Genomic DNA, 18,746 nt, shown 5'->3' on the forward strand with positions numbered 1-18,746 from the left:
CTTCCCGGCAAAGCCTTTGCCTTCCGTTTGGTCACGCCAACAAGAACGGGATTCCCCAGGGCTTCCGGCGTCCATGTTGGCGTCGACTTCCCGGCAAAGCCTTTGCCTTCCGTTTGGTCACGCCAACAATAACGGGATTCCCCAGGGTTTCCGGCGACGATGTTGGCGTCGACCTCCCCGCAAAGCCTTTGCCTTCCGTCTGGTCACGCCAACAAAAACGGGATTCCCCAGGGCTTCCGGCATCCATGTTGGCGTCGACCTCCCGGCAAAGCCTTTGCCTTCCGTCTGGTCACGCCAACAAGCTCAGAATTTCCCGGGGCTTCCGGCGTCGATGTTGGCGTCGACCTCCCGGCAAAGCCTTTGCCTTCCATATGGTCACGCCAACAAGAAGAGGCTTTGCCGGTGTAGATTTGTTCTTTATGTTAAAAGCCCCGATGTAAGAGAATCCTTAAAGGGGTGCTCTTTGGAGTATTGCGGAAAGCCGGGAAGTATAATATAATTTTTGAAAACGACGATACGTGTGGTTATGGAAGGAGGATATATATGAGTATGAAGAAGAAATTGGCACTGGTCCTTTCCCTGCTTCTGACAGTGCTGGTATTTGCCGGTTGCGGAAACAAGGAAGAAGCGAAGGTCAAAGAGGCGGCAGACGGGTTTATGCAGAGCCTGGAGAGCGGGGTATTCTCCAATGCGGGAAAGCACTGCACGGAAGACGTGGAGAAGGAATTGGGGCTCTCGGATCTGGAGAACCTGTCTAAGGTGTTCTACACATCCAGCGGCCTGTCCAAGAATGATCTGGGAGATAAAGCTGCCAAGAGCATCGATGATTTCACCGAGAAGATGCAGGATAACTTCATTACGAAGTATGAAATCGGCGAGGTAGAACTAAAGGATGACGAGGCGACGGTTTCGGTGAAGACCACCCACGGTTACAATCCGTACAAGCTGGACGACATCAATGTGGACAGCGAGGTGAACAAGATTGCCAACAAGTACATGGAGAAGCACATGGATGAGCTGACGAACCTCTATGTATCCAAGGGTCAGAAGGCATTGATGAAAAAGGTGTATGCCGATATAATTCCGGAAATGCTGGATGCGTTCTCCAAGAAGGTGGACGAAACCGGCGAGCTGAAGCAGGAAATCCAGCTGAAGCTGAAAAAACAAGATGACGATTCCTGGAAGATTGTCGGTGCATACGCTTCCGGCGAAGACTCCTCGGAAAAGAAGGAGAAATAGGAAAATCGCAGATTTTAAAAAAATCCGTTGCAAAACTTGCGACGGATTTTTTTTTACTGTACAATAAACTGACAGTTTGCCTTGACGTATTGAAGAACAAGGAATATATAACTTTAAAGGGGAAAAAATGAATAAGAAGTATTTAAAAAGTCTGCTGTCGTTCATCCTGACGATTGGATTGACAGTACCGGCCGTTGCATTGGGGAATAGCACGGCCGTCTTTGGTGCGGAAAGCGGATCGGATTCTGAGGAATCGGTGACCATTTCTTTCGAGAATGGGATTCACTCCGTGGCAAATTCGGCAGATGGCAATCGAAAGATGGTGGTATACTGCATGAACAACCAGATGCTCTGGCCGCACGACACTGACAGCCTGGGAGATGTTTCGGTACCGAAATATCTGAATGGTTATTTGAAAGCATCGGATTTCGACAGTGAGGAGAAATACGAGGAGTGTATGAATCGCTTGGAAAGCGTCCTTTACGCCGGATATCCGTATAACGGGGAATCCATGTACGAAATCGTGGCCGATTCGAAGGACTACATTCCGACGGACGCGCAGTTCGATGCGATGCTGGTGCCTTCTGCGGATGTACTAAAGGCATTCCCGGAACTGAAGGGGCACACTTTCACACTGGCCTCGCTGAAAGACAAGAATGGAGCGAATTACAAAGCGCTGGTGAAGTTTAACCAGGAAGTAATCAAAATGGTCATCGGCGGAACTGAGACGGAAAAGGAAACCGGAAAGGCCATCCAACAGAAGCCATTCTTCAAGGCCGCCAATTCCGTGGTGTCCTGTTCGGATTATGGATTCACGGCGACGGAGTATTATTCCAAAATAATCGGCGGCACGGATTTCGTTACAGAAGAGCAGGCGGTGGAAGGAACGCAGTATGCGGTGTGGCTGACGCTGCACGACTATGGCATTGAAGGCAATGACCTAACGGATTCCACCACAAATGCACTGGGAAATGTGCTGTACGAGCACGCGAAGACCGACAAAGTGCTGAAGGCGGAACCGAAGTCTTCCAACGTTTCCTTTGAGGGAGATACGACATTCCGGAAAGACGAAACCTCCGGAAAGTGGGAGACCGGTTGGATAAAGCTTACCGAAGCGGAAGACTATGACGGGGAGTATTCCCTTCAGATTCCAATGGGAATGACACTGGAGAAGAATGACAAAGATACGGAGACGACGATTCGGAACGGCGAGGAATTCCGACTGGTTTCCGATGAGAAGCCTTCCGAAAATGCTTCGATTACCGCATCCGCAAAGGTTCAGTGGCTGCAGGAGATGAAGCAGTATCGTCCGGCGCAGGAAGTGACGGTGAACGGAAAGAAGTTCCAGCGAATGATCGGTGCGATGGTAGAAACCGCATCGCTGCAGGCAACCCTGTCCTATTCGGTAAAAGAAGAGGAAAAGGTGCCTCCAACGGATCCGGCCGGTCCGACCGACCCGACCAATCCGGGCGATTCGAGCAATCCGGGTACTACGGAGAAACCGGGCGATTCCGCGGATCAAAACAATCCGGAAAAACCATCGAATCCGACCGACACCGAAAACAACGGCAGCAAGGAATCGAAGAAAACCACAGCTGCAAAGAAAGCTGCCAAAACCACCGTTGCAACCGGAGACGATTTCAATCCGGTGCTGTACGGCGGGGTAGCTCTTCTGGCAATAGCCGGCCTGTTCGGCATCGTTCGGTACAGAAAAAAGAACTAGAACTTAAATGACTGCATTCAAAAAGGCTTGCTCCAAGACGTCGGAGCAAGCCTTTTTTTTACTTAGTCGTTTTCGATAATGAACCGATATCCGTCGGAATTTTTCTTCAACTTGCATTCCACCTCGCCCATATCGTAGGAGGTGCGGCCATCCTCCCGGAAGGAGGAGAACATATCCTTCACCTCTTCGTAGGTGAGCTCCGGATCCATGGCGATAATCAAATCCCGAACCACCACATCCAGGTTTTCATCTTCCAGATCCTTCGCCTGAACCGCCACCTGCAGGTCATCGTCCTTGGTGGTGAAAGTGACGGTGAGATCCGTTACCTTGCAGCTGGCGGAACCGTCCTCCTGCGTCAGGTCATCGGACTGAATCGGGTTCTCCGCATCCATATTGTACTGGTTCAGATAGGACTCCAGCATATCGTTATCCAAATCGGTCACCGCTTGCTTCTGGGCACCGGGATCCTCTTCTTCTTTGGAGCTTCCGCAGGCGGTCACAGACAGGGTCAGTGCTGCCAGGAGCAGCATGATCAATAATTTCTTTTTCATCTTCAGGGTTCCTTTCTTTTCTAGAATTCAATATCCAATTCCACCGGGCAGTGATCGCTGCCGGTGATATCCGTCAAAATCTTCGAGTCCCGAATCCGGTCCTGCAAGGAATCGGAGACGATAAAATAATCAATCCGCCATCCGGCGTTGTTCTTCCGGGCGTTGAACCGGTAGGACCACCAGGAGTAAATTCCGGTACGGTCGGGATAGAAATACCGGAAGGTGTCGGTGAACCCGGCATTCAGAAGCTCCGTCATTTTACCCCGTTCCTGATCCGAGAAGCCCGCGTTGCCCCGGTTGGATTTCGGATTCTTCAGGTCAATCTCCTCGTGAGCCACGTTCAGATCCCCGCAGTAGATGACCGGGTGCGTCCGATTCAGTTCCAAAAGGTAATTTCGAAGGTCGTCTTCGAACTCCATGCGGTAGTCGATGCGCTTCAGCTCACTCTGAGCGTTGGGCACGTAGCAGCACACCAGGTAGAAGTCCGGGTATTCCAGGGTGATGAGGCGCCCTTCGTCGTCGTGCTTGCCCTGCATGCCGTAGTGCACGGAGAGGGGTTCCCCGAGGGCCTTACGGGCAAAAATAGCGGTGCCGGAGTAGCCCTTCTTTTCCGCGCTGTTGTAATATTCGTAATAATCTTCCGGGTGGAAGTCCGCCTGTCCCGGCTGCATTTTGGTTTCCTGCAGGCAGACGAAATCCCCGTCCGCCTCCCGGAAAAACTCCGAGAAACCCTTGTTCAGGCAGGCCCGAAAGCCGTTCACATTCCAAGAAATCAGTTTCATTCATTCTCCTTTCCGTCTTACAGAAGCGTCTTAATTCGGAAACCGGTGGAAATGCGGTCTTTGTATTTGCCGATTCCCGTCACGATGGCATAGCCGGTTCCCGCCGACGCGTTCTTCACGTAACCCACCTGATAATCCGTTCCTTCACGAAGGGGTGTGTTTCCGTCCTTCACAATCAGCTTCGGCTGAATCGGCTTTCCGATGTAATAGAAGCTGTGTTTTTCCAGTTGCACCGTGCAGTCCCGGATGGAGCGCGCACCGGCCGCTCGTCGGCCCCGCGTGGCTTCCCCATTCGGCCCAAAATACCAGAAGTTCCGGTCCACGGTGCCGGAAATTCCGTGTACCTTCTCCTCAAAGGACGCCTGCCAGAATGTATAATTGTGAGGATAATCCGTGGAAGAATTGTAGTGAGCCAGCCATACCCGGGCGAAGTCGGCGACTTTCTTCGGGTTCACCTTGTGCATCAGCAGGTTGTAGTTGGAGTATACGGAAGGCTCGTATCCGGCCTCTCGAACGACCTGGCAGAAAGCTTCCGCAATCTCGGTTCCCTTCGCCGCCTTATATTTCTTGCCGTTCATAAATTTCTCCAGCCGCCCCTTCGGGTACAGCTCGTAGTCCATCACCAGCGGCAAATCGATCTGATACCCGTCCGCCGCGTTCACCAGTTTCCGGGCCTCCTCTCGGGCTTCCTTCTTCGTGGTGGCTTGCGAGTAAAAATAAATGCCCACCATGAGTCCGGCTTTCCGGGCGCCCTGAATGTTTTCTTTGAATTCCGAATCGGCATGGAGCTTTCCTTTGGAGGAATCCCGGTAGCCTGCACGGATAAATACGAAATCCACGCCGCTTCTTTTTACTTGATTCCAATTATGGGATGCGCCGTCGCCCTGAGCGTAGGACACGTCGATGCCGTCGATAACCAGAGCGTTGTCGAATTTTGCCGCGTGGGTGTATTTCCCCGAACCGATTTGGGTCGGGTGAGAGTAGAGGTGCAGCCCGGTCACCCCGGCAATCAGAAGAACCCCGATGGCGATGAGGGCGAGCTGCCACTTTTGAAATTTCCGGTTATTTTTGCGGGAAGTTCGGCGGCGGGTTTTCTTCCGGGGGGACTTCCGCTTCATGTGTTTTTGTGTATTTTTTTTCTTTGCTGTCATAGATAGATATCCTTTCACTCTGCAAGAAAACAGAGCATTTATATTATAACACACTGAAGTTTTTTGAATGTGAAACATTTGTTAATAGTGAAACTATATGTTATAATCGGGTTACAACATGGGACTAAGTTTTTTCTTGTTGAAAGGAGAAGATCAAAATGGTTAATCAAAAGTATTATGGACTGGGAACAGCACCTTCCGGAATCAGAGCGCTCTTCGCTTATGGTCTGGAGCAGGCAAAGATCGTAGGACCGGAGAATGTATTCGACTACTCCCTGGGCAACCCGAGCATTCCTGCTCCGGCAAAGGTTAACGAGGCCATCGCTGACCTGGCACAGAACTATGACTCCATCAAGCTGCACGGATACTCCGTTGCTGCAGGTCACGAAGATGTAAGACAGGCTATCGCAGACAACCTGAACGAGAGATTCGATGTAAATGCAAAGGCTTCCGAGCTGTTCATGACTTGTGGATGCGCTCCGGCACTGGTTTCCGTAGCAAAGGCTCTGACCACTTCCACAGACGATGAGTTCATCGCAATTGCTCCGTTCTTCCCGGAATATCACGTATTCTTCACTTGCGACGGCGCACAGCTGAAGGTTGTTCCGGCAGACACCGAGCATTTCCAGATTAACTTTGCAGAGCTGGAGAAGATAATCACAAAGAACACCAAGGCGGTTATCGTGAACTCCCCGAATAACCCATCCGGCGTTGTATATACTGAAGAGACCCTGACAAAGATGGCAGCTCTGCTGACCGAGAAGGGTAAGGAATTCGGACACCCGATTTACATCATCGCAGATGAACCGTACCGTGAACTGGTATACGGAGATGTAAAGGTTCCGTTCATCCCAACAATCTATGACAACACCATCGTATGCTACTCTTGGTCCAAGTCTCTGTCCCTGCCGGGCGAGCGTATCGGATACGTTTTCGTTGGCGAGAAGTGTGAGATGTGGGACGAGGTATTCAACTCCATCGTTGGTGCCGCTCGTGAGATCGGTTCCGTTTGCCCTCCAACCCTGATTCAGAAGGTTATCGGACGCTGCGTTGGCGAGATGCCGAACCTGGAAGCATATGACGAGAACAGACAGCTGCTGTTCAACTCCCTCTCCGAGATGGGATATGAAATGGCAAAACCGGACGGCGCATTCTACATGTTCGTAAAAGCACCGAACGGCGATGCAGTTGCATTCTCCGAGAAGGCAAAGCTGGAGCACAACCTGCTGGTTGTTCCTGGAGACGGATTCGAGTGCCCGGGATACTTCAGACTGTCCTACTGCGTATCCAACGACATGATCAAGAGATCCCTGCCGGCATTCAAGGCAATGATCGAATCTTACAAATAAGATTACATCATCAAATTAGATGCAAAAACTCCTGCAGATTTCTGCAGGAGTTTTTTATGGAGTGCGGCGTCCGGCGCCGGGCACCGGGTTTGCGCATCAAAACGGAGAACAAAGGGATTGCGGGGAGCCGAGCGCAAACCGCGCCGGCGAGAAAAAAGCCGCCGCCTTCTGTTAGTGAGTGGGGGAAGCGGCGACGGCATATACGCAACATTCAATTTTGGGTGTCCCGGAAAACTGTGGCCGGGGCGAATGTTTTTTTATGGAGTATTAAGCGATGACCTTTTTGAGGCGGCCGGCTACTAGATATGCCAGGACCATTTTCACCGCGTCGCCCGGAAGGAACGGAACGACGCACGCCATCAGCGCGGTCTGGATGTTGCTTCCGGCCTGGAAAATAAACCAGGCACTTCCCAGGGCGTAAAGAACGACTTCGCCGATTACGGTGAACAGGATGTAGTTCCGAACCGGATGTTCCGATTCTTTTGTGGCGAGTCCGGCGAAGAAGGCCAGAGCGATGTAACCGATCAGGAAGCCGCCGGTCGGGCCGAAGACGATTCCCATACCGCCGGTGAAGCTGTGGAATACCGGAACGCCGATGGTGCCCAGTGCCAGGAATACCAGCATGGCGATGGCGCCGTCCCGGGAACCCAGCATGAGGCCGGCCAGAATTACGGCGAAGGTGGCCAGGTTAATCGGAACGGATGTGCTCGGAATCGGAATGGAAATCCAGGAACATACGGCAGTGACGGCGATGAACAGTGCGGACCGGGTCAGCACCTGTGTGCGGGTAATGGTGTTATACATAATAATCTCCTTTTTTCATTGTATCCCATGTAAATTGTGTCAACTTGTTTCGAGTGATGTCAACCTATTTGCTGTAAAAGTTGACAGATGGAATAATACAACATAATTGCGCGCTTGTCAACCTTCAATTTAGAAAAGGTGACGGCGGGCGCGGGCCGAAAAGGGTCGGAGACTTGGTGCAAAGGGGACGGAAGAAAAAGGGGTTGCGGGGATTCGTGCACCAAGTCCGTGGCGGCCGCGCGCCGAAAATGTCCGTAGACTTGGTGCAAAGGGGACGGAAGAACAAGGGCTTGCGGGGATCTGTGCACCAAGTCCGTGGCGGCCGCACGCTGAAAATGTCCGGAAACTTGGTGCAAAGTGGACGGAAGAACAAGGGCTTGCGGGGATTCGTGCACCAAGTCCGCGGCAGCCGCGGGCCGAAAATGTCCGGAGACTTGGTGCAAAGGGGACGGAAGAATAAGGGTTTGAAGGGATCCGTGCACCAAGTCCGCGGCGGGCGCGAGCCGAAAATGTCCGGAGACTTGGTGCAAAGGGGACGGAAGAATAAGGGTTTGCGGGGATCTGTGCACCAAGTCCGTGGCGGCCGCGGGTCGAAAATATCCGGAGACTTGGTGCAAAGTGGACGGAAGAACAAGGGTTTGCGGGGATCTGTGCACCAAGTCCGTGGCGGCCGCGGGCCCGGCCCCGCCAAAAAAAGACAATAAAAAATGGAACGATGGTGAGACAAGTCCATCGTTCCGGCGCACTTAACTGGTACGCAATGTGGGGACGGGTGAGAATTAGTTCTGTGCTTTCAGAGCGTTCAGTCTTGCAGCCATTCTGCTGACTTTTCTGGAAGCGGTCTTCTTGTGGATTGTGTTCTTGGAAGCAGCCTGCATCAGCTCTTTCTCCAGAACAACAAATGCCTTGGTTGCGTCATCAACGTTACCTGCAGCGAGAGCCTTCAGGTAGTTCTTTTCAGCCTGCTTCATGTGACCCTTGATACGAGCGTTGCGAGCAGTCTTCTTGTCGATAACTCTAATTCTTTTCTTTGCGGATTTAATGTTTGCCATTTTGTTTACCCCACTTTTCTCTAAAATAGTATTAATTCGCAACGTCCATTATATATTAGGAATGGCGAAGTTTCAAGGATTTTTTGCAATCCGGGGAAATATTTTTTTGTATCATTTTCAGGGCAAATTGCGTATAATATAATATGAATAAATATAGACGCTATCGGAGGAAAAATGGATTATCTGAAGAATATAAGAAATTTCAGTATTATTGCTCATATCGACCACGGCAAGTCCACTTTGGCGGACCGGCTGATTGAGAAGACGGGACTGGTGCAGTCCCGGGATATGAAGGAACAGTATCTGGACAACATGGATATTGAACGAGAGCGGGGAATCACCATCAAACTGCAGACCACCCGCCTCCACTACAAGGCCGGGGATGGAGAAGAGTACATCCTGAACCTGATCGACACACCGGGACACGTGGACTTCAACTACGAGGTGTCCCGCTCTTTGGCTGCCTGCGACGGCGCCGTGCTGGTGGTGGATGCCACCCAGGGCGTGGAAGCGCAGACTTTGGGAAATGTCTACCTGGCCCTGGACGAGGACCTGGAGATTCTGCCGGTGCTGAACAAAATGGATCTGGACAGCGCCCGCCCGGATGAAGCCAAGGAAGAAATCGAAGATATCATCGGAATCGATGCGGAGGATGCGCCGCTGATTTCGGCAAAGACCGGCATGGGAATCGACGACATGCTGGAGAAGCTGGTTCAGGTAATTCCGCCGCCACAGGGAGATCCGAACGGCCGCTTGAAGGGCCTCATCTTCGACTCCTATTACGACAGCTACAAGGGCGTGGTTATCTACACCCGCATTTTCGACGGCTCGGTAAAAAAAGGAGATTTCATTCAGCTCATGAATACCGGCAAGAGCTACGAGGTAACGGAAGTAGGCTATTGCATTCCGGGCATGGTTCCGTCCAAAGAGCTGAAGGCCGGTGAAGTAGGATACGTGTGCGCCAGCATCAAGCGGGTGGCGGACGCCCGGGTGGGCGATACCATCACCCACACCGACAAGCCGACGGACAAGCCGCTGAAGGGATACAAGAAAGCCCAGTCCATGGTGTACTGCGGCGTGTACCCGGCAGAAGGCGAGAAATACGAGAATATCAAAGATGCTCTGGAGAAACTTCAGGTAAACGATGCGGCGTTCCAGTTTGAACCGGAGAACTCCGCCGCCCTGGGCTTCGGCTACCGCTGCGGTTTCCTGGGCCTCCTGCACATGGATGTCATCGTGGAGCGGCTGGAACGGGAATTCGGCCTGGACGTCATCACCACCTTGCCTAGCGTAATCTACAAGGTCATCATGGCCGACGGCACGGAACGGATGATTCAGAATCCGACCAACCTGCCGGATCCGGCGGAGATCAGCCGCATCGAGGAGCCAATCGTAAAAGCTGAAATCATGACGCCGAAGGATTATGTGGGCAGCATCATGACCCTGTGCCAGAGTCGCCGGGGCAACATGACCCACATGGAATACCTGACGGAGACTCGCGTGCTCCTTACCTACGATATTCCGCTGAACGAAGTCATCTACGATTTCTTTGACGCACTGAAATCCCGTACCCGGGGCTACGCCTCCTTGGATTACGAATTCCAGGAATACCGCCCGGCGAAGCTGGTGAAGCTGGACATCCTTCTGAACAAGGAAGTCATCGATGCCTTCAGCTCCATCGTGCCGGAAGAGGAAGCTTACGCTAAAGGCCGGAACATCTGCGCAAAACTGAAGAAAATCATTCCGATGCACCAGTTCGAGGTGCCGATTCAGGCTGCCGTGGGCCGCAAAATCATCGCCCGAGAGACGGTACGCGCCTACCGGAAGGACGTTATCGCCAAGTGCTACGGCGGCGATATCTCTCGGAAAAAGAAGCTGCTGGAGAAGCAGAAAGAAGGAAAGAAGCGGATGCGCCAGTTCGGTACCGTGGAAGTGCCGCAGGAAGCGTTTACGGAGGTGCTCAAGTTTGACGACACCGAATAAGGCGGGAATTTACATCCACATTCCCTTCTGCGTAAAAAAATGCAACTACTGTGCATTCCTGTCCGGCCCGGCAGGGCCTGAGGTTCGGCAGGAGTATGTGAATCATCTGATAGAAGAAATCCGTCTTCGGAGCCGAGAGGTTCCGGAGGCGGATACCATCTATTTTGGCGGAGGGACGCCGTCCCTCCTGACGCCGGAACAGATCGGACATATTCTGGAAGAAGTTCGAAAAGCCTTTCGGATTACGGAAGGTGCGGAAGTGACCCTGGAAGCCAACCCGGGAACCTTAACGGAAGAAAGTCTGGCAGGATATGGGAACGCCGGTATCAATCGGCTTTCCATGGGAGTTCAGAGCATGGATGACCGGCGGCTCCGGTATTTGGGGCGGATTCATACGGCGGAAGAGGTTCGCCGGGATGTGAAAATGGCCCGGGAAGCCGGATTTCATAACATCAACTTGGATCTTATTTTTGCCATACCGGGAACCGATGTCTCCGATGCCATGGAGGATCTGGAAGCCATCGCCGCTCTGGAACCGGAACACATTTCCTTCTACAGCCTGCAGTTGGAGGAGGGAACATCCTTTTTCCGAGATTTCGAAGCGGGAAAACTTCGGGAAGTGCCGGACGAAACGGATCGGAAGATGTATCACCGGGGGATTCAGGTTCTTCGGGAGAAGGGTTACAGACATTACGAGATTTCCAATTTCGCTCGGCCGGGCTATGAGTCTCGGCACAACTCCAAGTACTGGAACATGGCGGAGTACGTGGGTCTGGGACTGGGGGCTTCTTCTTATACGGGACACCGGCGGATGGTGAACGAGACGGATTTGAAGGCCTACTCGGAAATGCTGGACCGGGGCGAACTTGCTTTTATGGAAGTGCACGAAAACTCGGAAGGGGACGATATGTCGGAGGCTGTTTTTACCGGATTGCGGCGAGAAGAGGGCGTTCGATACCGGGACATTCTGGGAAGCGAGGAGGCTTTCTGGGAATATTTTCGAGAGGCGCTGCCGGAAGCGAGGGAGTACGAGGCCGGCGGGTTTCTGGAGATGACCGACGAGGGATTGAGACTGACGGAGCGGGGAATCGATATCAGCAACGGAATCATGGCGCTGTTCGTGTGACGTCGGGTTCCGGGAAAGTGTGAGGTGAAAGATGAAGAAATACATCATGGCGATGGACGAGGGGACGACCAGTGCCCGTTGCGTGATTTACGATAAGCAGGGCAACACCATCAGTTCGGCGCAGCGGGAGTTTCCCCAGTATTTTCCGAAAGAGGGCTGGGTGGAGCACGATGCCACGGAGATCTGGGCAACGCAGATTTCGGTAGCCCAGGAGGCAATGCTGAAGCACAATCTGAATTATCGGGATATTGTGGCTTTGGGAATTACCAACCAGCGGGAGACCACGGTGGTGTGGGACAAGGTTACCGGGAAGCCGATTTACAACGCCATCGTGTGGCAGTGCCGGCGAACCTCGGATTATGCGGAGGCACTGAAGAAACAGGGACACGAGGAGATGATTCGCCGCAAAACCGGCCTGATTATCGATGCCTATTTCAGCGGGACGAAGATTAAGTGGATTCTGGACCACGTGGATGGCGCTCGGGAACGGGCGGAGCGAGGAGAACTGCTCTTCGGAACCATCGAGAGTTGGCTGATCTGGAAAATGACCGGCGGCGAGGTGCATGTGACGGACTATTCCAACGCGGCCCGCACCATGCTGTTCAATATTCATACGCTGGATTGGGACGATGAAATCCTGGCGCTGCTGGACATTCCGAAGTGTATGCTGCCGAAACCGGTGGAATGCTCCGGCCATTACGGGGAGACCATTTCGGAACTCTTCGGCGGTCCGATTCCCATCACCGGTTCTGCGGGAGACCAGCAGGCGGCCCTGTTCGGGGAGACCTGTTTTGAAGTGGGCGAAGCGAAGTGCACCTACGGCACCGGCAGCTTCCTTCTTCTAAATACCGGCGATCGTCCGGTGTTTAGCGATTCCGGACTGCTAACCACCATCGCTTGGGGGCTGGACGGCAAAGTAAGCTACGCTTTGGAAGGTTCCGCTTTCGTGTGCGGCGCCGCCATTCAGTGGCTGCGGGATGAGATGCAGTTCATGTCGGAATCGCCGGAGTCGGAACGAATGGCTTTGAAAGCCGGCGCCGGCGAAGGCGTGTACATGGTGCCGGCCTTTACGGGAATCGGTGCTCCGTACTGGGAGCCGGATGCTCGGGGTGCGATTTTCGGAATCACCCGGGGCACGGATCGGAACCAGATTGTCCGTGCGACGTTGGAATCCCTGGCATATCAGAACGAGGATTTGCTGTCTGCCATGGCAGAGGATCTGGGACAGCGCATCGTGGCCCTTAAAGTCGACGGCGGTGCCTGCCGGAACAATTTCCTGATGCAGTTCCAGGCGGACGTATCGGACACGGAAATCGTTCGGTGCAAATCCATCGAGTCCACGTCCCTGGGTGCGGCGTACCTGGCGGGCCTGGCGGTGGGTTACTACGATTCCACCGACGACATCATCGAGAACAAGGAGGTGGAACGCGTATTCCGCCCGGAGATGGACGAGGCGAAGCGGGCGGCTCTCCTAAAGGGCTGGCACAAAGCGGTAAAAGCCGCCATCTGGCTGGCAGAGGAATAGGGTGTAAAGTGAAGCAGCGTATGCTTGATTTTACTCACAATCTCAAATATCTTTACAAACGAAAAATCCTGCCGCTTCATCCGAAGTGGCAGGATTTTCACTATCTAGCTTAACCATCCCGGAAACCCGGGCGGTTCTTAATGGAAGCCGATTCCGTATGCCAGCGTTCCCAGACGCAGTGCAAACAGGAAGAATGCAACCCACATAACCGGAGCGATGTCCTTTGCCTTCTTGGTGATGACCTTGAGGAGAACCCAAGTGATCATTCCGAACATGATTCCGTTTGCGATGGAATAGGTGAACGGCATCATGATGATGGCCATGAAACCGCCGGCCGTGTCGGCAATGTCGGAGTCGAAGTCCATGTTTTTAACCGAAGTCAGCATCAGAAGACCAACGTATACCAGCGCCGGAGTGGTAGCGAATCCCGGAATCGCCAGGAAGATTGGCGAGAAGAACAGGGAAATCAGGAACAGCACGCCGGTAACCACTGCGGTGAGACCGGTTCTTCCGCCGGCAGCAACACCTGCGGTGGACTCTACGTAACTGGTTACGGTAGAAGTACCGAAGCAAGCACCCAGGATGGTACCGAATGCATCGGAGAGCAGAGCACCTTTCGCGCGAGGCAGGTTTCCGTTCTCGTCCAGCAGGCCGCCCTTGGAAGCTACGCCGATCAGGGTTCCAACGGTATCGAACAGGTCAACGAATAGGAAGGAGAAGACGATTACCGCGAACTCCACGATGTTCTTGCCCACCCATGCGAAATCAAAGGCGAACATGGTCGGTGCCTTCGGGATGAAGGATGCGCCGGAGAGGCTCGGAATCAGAGAGTATACCTCTTTGGCCGGGTCAACGTGATACCAGCCGGTGAGCTGAGCGATGATGCCCATAATCCAAGTGAGAAGGATGCCCCAGAGCACGGCACCCGGAACGTTGTAGTGAACCAGTACGCAGATGATGACGAAGCCAATCATTGCCAGAACGAACTGCGGGGTGGATACGGAACCCAGATCTACCAGGGTGGATTCGCTTCCGATTACGACGCCGGCACCCTTGAGACCTACGATGGTAATGAAGAGACCGATTCCGGCGGTGATACCGTACTTCAGGTTGGACGGTACATCGTTAACCAGCTTTTCCCGGAAATTGGTGAGGGACAGCAGGACGAAGATGATACCTTCTACCAGTACTGCGGTAAGTGCGATTTTCCATGGGTCGTTGATTCCCGCCTTTGCCATCGGGATGCACACGGAGAATGCAAAGTATGCGTTCAGACCCATTCCGGAAGCCAGAGCAATCGGGTAGTTGGCAAAGAATGCCATGAACAGTGTGCCGAAGAACGCGGAAACAGCGGTAGCGGTGAATACAGCCGCGGAATCCATTCCGGCTGCGGACAGGATGTTCGGGTTAACCGCCAGGATGTACACCATCGACAGGAAGGTGGTAACGCCGGCGATGACCTCGGTGCGGACATCCGTGCCGTTTTCCTTAAGTTTGAAATACTTTTCCATTAAAACAGCTCCTTAAATTAAATATAAAAAACGTAGTGATTGAGGGAGGTTCCCTCAAAAAAAGACATGACTATTATAATTGAAAAAAAACTTGCAATCAAGAACTCTTTACAATATAATATATGAGCGTGTTTCCACACGCAGGCTTTATGCCGCAATATTTTATATTTTGCACATCGTGAGGATGCCGCGGTGCCTTCTTTTATAAAAGAAGGAAGGTTGAAGGCAAAGACGCACGATGGAAGAAACGAAACCGGAGGTATTATAATGTCAGTAGTTTCTATGAAACAGTTACTTGAAGCCGGTGTTCATTTCGGACACCAGACCAGAAGATGGAACCCTAAGATGGCTCCGTACATCTTCACAGAGAGAAATGGAATTTACATCATCGACCTGCAGAAGACCATCAAGATGATCGACGATGCGTATGATTTCATGAGAGAGGTTGGCGCAACCGGTAAGCCGGTACTGTTCGTCGGCACGAAGAAGCAGGCTCAGGCTGCAATCAAGGACGAAGCAAATCGTTGCGGTATGTACTTCGTTAACGAGAGATGGCTGGGCGGAATGCTGACCAACTACAAGACCATCAGCAAGAGAATCGAACGTCTCAACGAAATCAGAGAGATGGAAGAGGATGGCACTATCAACAAGTATGCGAAGAAGGAAATCCTGAAGATCAGAAACGAAGCTGAGAAGCTGGAGAAGTTCCTGGGCGGAATCAAGGACATGAAGGGAATGCCTGGTGCAATCTTCGTTGTTGACCCGAAGAAGGAAAAGATTGCCGTTAAGGAAGCTCGCATTCTGGGAATTCCGGTTGTTGGTATCGTAGACACCAACTGCGATCCGGACGATGTAGACTACATCATCCCGGCAAACGATGACGCGATCAGAGCGGTTAAGCTGATCACATCGGTAATGGCAGATGCTATCGTGGAAGCTAAGCAGGGCGAGAGCTTTGACGAAGGCGCTGCAGAAGAGACAGCAGATGTAGAAGAAGCTGCTGAGGAAGCTGCAGACGAAGAATAATTAACCGAAAGGTGGCGGCTTCTTCAGATGTTATCCGGGGGAGCCGCATTTTTCAAATTACATATTGATAACAGGAGGACAAAGACATGGCTGTAACAGCTGCACTCGTAAAAGAACTGCGTGAGCGTACCGGCGCAGGAATGATGGACTGCAAGAAGGCACTGGTTGAAACAGACGGTGATATTGAAAAGGCAATCGATTACCTGAGAGAAAAGGGAATCATGAAGGCTCAGAAGAAGGCCGGCAGAATCGCTGCAGAAGGTCTGGTAAGAGTTGCTTTCGGTGAAGGAAACAAGACTGCTTCCATCGTTGAAGTGAACTCCGAGACCGACTTCGTTGCAAAGAACGAAGAGTTCATCGAGTTCGTTGAGGACCTGGCAAAGGAAGTTCTGGCAAAGGGAAATATGCCGATGGAGCAGTTCATGGCAGAGCCTTTCGGTGAAGGAACCGTACAGGAAACTCTGACTGCAAAGGTTGCTAAGATCGGTGAGAACCTGAGCATCAGAAGATTCGCAAAGGTTGAGGAAGACGGCGTGGTATACGTTGGTTACACCCACGGCGGCGGAAGAATTGGCGTAATCGTTGGTATCAAGACCGATGCTGCTGCAGATGAAATCGCTGCTGTAGGTAAGGACGTTGCAATGCAGGTTGCTTCCATGAATCCGAAGTTCGTCAACGAAGACGGCGTTGATCCAGAATATCTGGAGAACGAGAAGAAAATCCTGACCGAGCAGGTTCTGAACGAAGGAAAGAAGCCAGAAATGGTAGAGAGAATCGTTGCCGGAAAGATCAAGAAGGAACTGAAGGAAGTATGCCTTCTGGACCAGCCGTTCGTAAAGGATGGCGATGTTTCCGTACAGCAGTATGTTGCTAATGCGGCTAAGGAAATCGGCAAGGATATGGAAGTTGTTTCCATGATCCGTTACGAAGTTGGTGAAGGAATCGAGAAGAAGGAAGATGACTTCGCTGCAGAAGTAGCTGCCCAGGTTGCCGGCAACTAATCGGAACAGAAGAGAAAATGAAGGCCGGGTGCAATGCATCCGGCCTTTTGTCCTTTTATATCGTGAGGGACAGCAGAGGAGAAAAAAGATGGATAAAGTACTATTGCTGAACGGAAGCCCGCATCAGTTCGGATGCACTCACACGGCACTGCGGGAAGTGTCCGATGCCATTGAGGATTCGGGGCTGCAGACGGAGATTCTTCATGTGGGCGCAGTCAACATCCCGGGCTGCAAAGCGTGCGGATATTGCAGCCGGACCGGCCGCTGCATCATGGACGGAGATCCGGTGAATACGGTAATCGAGAAGCTGCGAGACTGCTCCGGTCTGGTGGTGGGTTCTCCGGTATATTACGGCGGACCTTCCGGAGCGATTGTGTCCCTTCTGGAACGGGTATTTTACGCGTGCGATTCCGCCTACCTAAAAGGAAAACCGGCGGCCGCCATCGCATCCTGTCGGCGTTCCGGCACAACGGCCACCTTCGACCGATTGAATAAATTTTTTACCATATCTCAAATGCCCGTCGTATCCTCCCAGTATTGGAACGGCGTTCACGGAAACAATCCGGATGAAGTGCTTCACGACCTGGAGGGAATGCAGACCATGCGGACCCTGGGCCGGAACATGGCGTGGATGATTAAGTGTTTTGAAGCGGGAAGAGCCGTCGGCATCGAATTCCCGGAATCGGAAGAACCCATCGCAACTAATTTTATCCGCTAAAAACCAAAGCCGGCGCAAAGTCATTGGCTGCACGGCGGATGCTGCAGTGCGGCGGGAGCCGGTTGAAATGGGCGGTTGAAAATGGTAATATTACAAATATTAAAAGTTGGAAGGAAGTAAAACATGAGATCATTGATGATGCTTGTAAGCCTGCTGGTAGTGGGCGTCGGAACATTCTGCATCGCAAACGCCAGCGTGCCGTTTGTGGGAGTTGCCTTTATCGTTGGCATGGCGATTCTCTTGATGGGCATCTGCGAGCTGGTGGTGAACAGAGTGACCAATATGAGTTCCTATGAATCGAAGAAAGAAGTGAACGTGGAAGGATTTACTTCCGTGATTTTGGGCTGCGTATTTCTGTCCGGACAGGTGACGGAGGATGTGGCAATCACGGCGGTATTCGCCCTGTGGATGACCCTGGAGGGGCTAAAAGCAGTTTCGTCGGTGAACTTCAACTTCCGGACGCAATCGCCGCTGGATCGCTTTACGGAGGCCCTGGGCATCGTGATGACCCTGTTTGGCGTATACATGTTCTACAACATGATGCTCCTGGATTTCAAAATCCTGACTCTGGTGGGCACCGCTCTGTTCCTGCTGGGCATGTGCCGCTTCCGGATTGCCCTTTCCATCGAGTATCGAACGCCGGATATGTTGACGGGAAACAAGGAACGCCTGGCGGATGCAAAGCGCGATGAGAAGCGGGCGATGCAGAAAGCGAAGGAAGGCATTCGAGAGACCAAGGAGGCCAGAGAACGAATCACAAAGGCGAAAAAAGCCATCGAGAAGGAAGAATCCATGATGCGCCTGGCAGAACGCCGTCGCTCCAAAGATCCGGAGAAAAAGTAGCCTGCAAAAACAAATACGAAATGTGCAAACGTCCGGCAAGTGCTGGGCGTTTTTGTATGACGAGGTGTATGTAGCGGCGGGTATTCGCCTCCCTAGAAGGAAAATCTCGGAAAGAAAAAACGTATACGTCGCCAAATAGGGGATTATAAACAAAAAATGGAATTTATGTAAAAAAGTTTTAAAAAGTTGTTGACAAGTGCTCATAAGGCGCGTATAATCTCATCTTGTCGTCACCGAAAAGCGAACGCTTCTCGGAGGCGCAGCGTGCAGGCTCCAAGCCTTTGTGGCATTGGATGCGCTCGTGGGCACTGAAAACTTTTTAAAAAAGTTTGAAAAAAGTGCTTGACAAGAGCCAACTGAAG

General features: G+C 52.3%; 16 protein-coding genes. 10 read left to right on the forward strand and 6 right to left on the reverse strand.

Annotated features, from left to right (window positions below; translation table 11 throughout):
- Positions 1 to 543 precede the first annotated feature (543 nt).
- Complete coding sequence (locus PUE40_RS07865; RefSeq protein WP_277672430.1) at positions 544 to 1,239, forward strand: hypothetical protein; 696 nt, start codon at positions 544 to 546, stop codon at positions 1,237 to 1,239.
- Between the two features lie 127 nt (positions 1,240 to 1,366).
- Positions 1,367 to 2,962 (forward strand): hypothetical protein, encoded by a 1,596-nt coding sequence (locus PUE40_RS07870; RefSeq protein ID WP_277672431.1) that lies wholly within the window; start codon positions 1,367 to 1,369, stop codon positions 2,960 to 2,962.
- Positions 2,963 to 3,024: 62 nt separating this feature from the next.
- Here PUE40_RS07870 and PUE40_RS07875 read toward each other — a convergent pair whose 3' ends face one another.
- Genes PUE40_RS07875 through PUE40_RS07885 form a run of 3 tightly spaced genes read right to left on the reverse strand, consistent with a single transcriptional unit; the run spans position 3,025 to position 5,446 of the window.
- Entirely contained in the window at positions 3,025 to 3,513 is a 489-nt protein-coding gene (locus tag PUE40_RS07875; RefSeq protein ID WP_277672432.1) for a hypothetical protein, read from the reverse strand.
- 20 nt (positions 3,514 to 3,533) lie between these two features.
- Positions 3,534 to 4,295 (reverse strand): exodeoxyribonuclease III, encoded by a 762-nt coding sequence (locus PUE40_RS07880; RefSeq protein WP_277672433.1) that lies wholly within the window; start codon positions 4,293 to 4,295, stop codon positions 3,534 to 3,536.
- A gap of 17 nt (positions 4,296 to 4,312) precedes the next feature.
- Positions 4,313 to 5,446, reverse strand: a complete 1,134-nt coding sequence (locus tag PUE40_RS07885; RefSeq protein ID WP_277672434.1) for a glycoside hydrolase family 25 protein — start codon at positions 5,444 to 5,446, stop codon at positions 4,313 to 4,315.
- 158 nt (positions 5,447 to 5,604) lie between these two features.
- Between PUE40_RS07885 and PUE40_RS07890 the strand changes: the two genes are divergently transcribed.
- Positions 5,605 to 6,795, forward strand: coding sequence for a pyridoxal phosphate-dependent aminotransferase (locus PUE40_RS07890; RefSeq protein ID WP_154554982.1), 1,191 nt, complete (start codon positions 5,605 to 5,607; stop codon positions 6,793 to 6,795).
- Between the two features lie 267 nt (positions 6,796 to 7,062).
- On the opposite strand, the gene PUE40_RS07895 is transcribed toward PUE40_RS07890, so the two are convergent.
- Together PUE40_RS07895 and rpsT are read right to left on the reverse strand one after the other, a co-directional pair.
- Positions 7,063 to 7,599: a biotin transporter BioY gene (locus tag PUE40_RS07895; protein ID WP_277672435.1), complete on the reverse strand. Its 537-nt coding sequence runs from the start codon at positions 7,597 to 7,599 to the stop codon at positions 7,063 to 7,065.
- Positions 7,600 to 8,378: 779 nt separating this feature from the next.
- Positions 8,379 to 8,651: a 30S ribosomal protein S20 gene (rpsT, locus tag PUE40_RS07900; RefSeq protein ID WP_154554979.1), complete on the reverse strand. Its 273-nt coding sequence runs from the start codon at positions 8,649 to 8,651 to the stop codon at positions 8,379 to 8,381.
- A 174-nt stretch (positions 8,652 to 8,825) separates the two neighbouring features.
- Here rpsT and lepA point away from each other — a divergent pair, with 174 nt between their 5' ends.
- The 3 genes from lepA to glpK are packed head-to-tail and all read left to right on the forward strand — an operon-like array spanning position 8,826 to position 13,285.
- The gene (gene lepA / locus PUE40_RS07905) at positions 8,826 to 10,634 is read left to right on the forward strand and encodes a translation elongation factor 4 (RefSeq protein ID WP_154554978.1); all 1,809 of its coding nucleotides are present in this window, start codon (positions 8,826 to 8,828) and stop codon (positions 10,632 to 10,634) included.
- Positions 10,618 to 11,760 (forward strand): radical SAM family heme chaperone HemW, encoded by a 1,143-nt coding sequence (gene hemW, locus PUE40_RS07910; RefSeq protein ID WP_277672436.1) that lies wholly within the window; start codon positions 10,618 to 10,620, stop codon positions 11,758 to 11,760. The genes lepA and hemW overlap by 17 nt, the downstream gene beginning before the upstream one ends.
- A 31-nt stretch (positions 11,761 to 11,791) precedes the next feature.
- Entirely contained in the window at positions 11,792 to 13,285 is a 1,494-nt protein-coding gene (glpK, locus tag PUE40_RS07915) for a glycerol kinase GlpK (protein WP_277672437.1), read from the forward strand.
- 137 nt (positions 13,286 to 13,422) lie between these two features.
- Here glpK and PUE40_RS07920 read toward each other — a convergent pair whose 3' ends face one another.
- Positions 13,423 to 14,796: an NCS2 family permease gene (locus tag PUE40_RS07920; RefSeq protein WP_277672438.1), complete on the reverse strand. Its 1,374-nt coding sequence runs from the start codon at positions 14,794 to 14,796 to the stop codon at positions 13,423 to 13,425.
- 267 nt (positions 14,797 to 15,063) lie between these two features.
- On the opposite strand from PUE40_RS07920, the gene rpsB reads away from it, so the two are divergent.
- From rpsB to PUE40_RS07940, 4 genes are all read left to right on the forward strand, one after another.
- Positions 15,064 to 15,822 carry a 30S ribosomal protein S2 gene (gene rpsB, locus PUE40_RS07925; protein WP_154554974.1) on the forward strand — a complete coding sequence of 253 codons (759 nt, stop codon included), beginning with the start codon at positions 15,064 to 15,066 and terminating at the stop codon, positions 15,820 to 15,822.
- 86 nt (positions 15,823 to 15,908) lie between these two features.
- Positions 15,909 to 16,823 (forward strand): translation elongation factor Ts, encoded by a 915-nt coding sequence (gene tsf, locus PUE40_RS07930; RefSeq protein ID WP_277672439.1) that lies wholly within the window; start codon positions 15,909 to 15,911, stop codon positions 16,821 to 16,823.
- Between the two features lie 88 nt (positions 16,824 to 16,911).
- Positions 16,912 to 17,541, forward strand: coding sequence for a flavodoxin family protein (locus PUE40_RS07935; RefSeq protein WP_154554972.1), 630 nt, complete (start codon positions 16,912 to 16,914; stop codon positions 17,539 to 17,541).
- 123 nt (positions 17,542 to 17,664) lie between these two features.
- Positions 17,665 to 18,384, forward strand: a complete 720-nt coding sequence (locus tag PUE40_RS07940) for a hypothetical protein (RefSeq protein WP_154554971.1) — start codon at positions 17,665 to 17,667, stop codon at positions 18,382 to 18,384.
- Positions 18,385 to 18,746: the final 362 nt, after the last annotated feature.

Source organism: Mogibacterium kristiansenii (assembly GCF_029224645.1).
Classification (GTDB): Bacteria; Bacillota; Clostridia; order Peptostreptococcales; family Anaerovoracaceae; genus Mogibacterium_A; species Mogibacterium_A kristiansenii.